Source organism: Bacillus sp. LR--39 (genome assembly GCF_053613335.1).
The window spans coordinates 1-665 of the sequence record NZ_JBSIOT010000991.1 but is presented as its reverse complement, the minus strand read 5'-3'; the positions used below and the strand labels follow the sequence as shown (position 1 = coordinate 665).

At 48.3% G+C, this 665-nt stretch carries 1 pseudogene; it reads right to left on the bottom strand.

From position 1 onward, the window contains the following. Window positions 1-665 (bottom strand): annotated as a pseudogene (locus ACWHAR_RS27970) (M3 family oligoendopeptidase); the annotation flags it as partial.

Genomic DNA, 665 nt, shown 5'->3' with positions numbered 1-665 from the left:
ACGTTCAGTCTGAAACCGGCGAGGTGATTCAGCGTGCTGCTGAGCAAATCAGCGTGCTGTTCCCAGCCGTGGTCCAAATTTTCCGATACGGAGCGGCGGATCTTTCTGTCAGGTTTAGATGTCAGGTTCTGCGCCTGTCCGACAGACAGAATTTTCGTCTCGCCATCTTCTTCATACGGAATTTGAATTTGGTCGACGATGCTGTCGTACATATCGCCCCAGGCATGATATCCGTCAACAGACAAGCCTTGAATCAATGTTTCCTGTTCGGAACTAAGCTTTTCCGTTACCCGCTCTCTTCTCTCATTCAAAATATAAGCGATATCGGAAATGCTTTCATCTTGAAGGATCGCTTCCCATTCTACATTTGGGACAACGGCAAATTTGCTGTCAAGCACGACCAGCGCCTTCTGCGCATCGGCAGCGAGCCGGGTGACCTCAAAATTAAGGGCATTCGCCTTTAAATCCGCGGTGTCCTGGGCTTGGAGACATCCGACAAAAGCGTCTGCTTCGCGGATTTTAACATCAATTGTTTCAAAAAGCGCCAGCGTTTCTTTCAATTCATCAAGGCCGCTTTTTGAGACGGTAAGAGCCTCGGCCGAACGTTTAAAAGTTGAAAGCAGTGTTTTAATCTCATTTAAATATTGGCGGAATTCGGCGGAGCC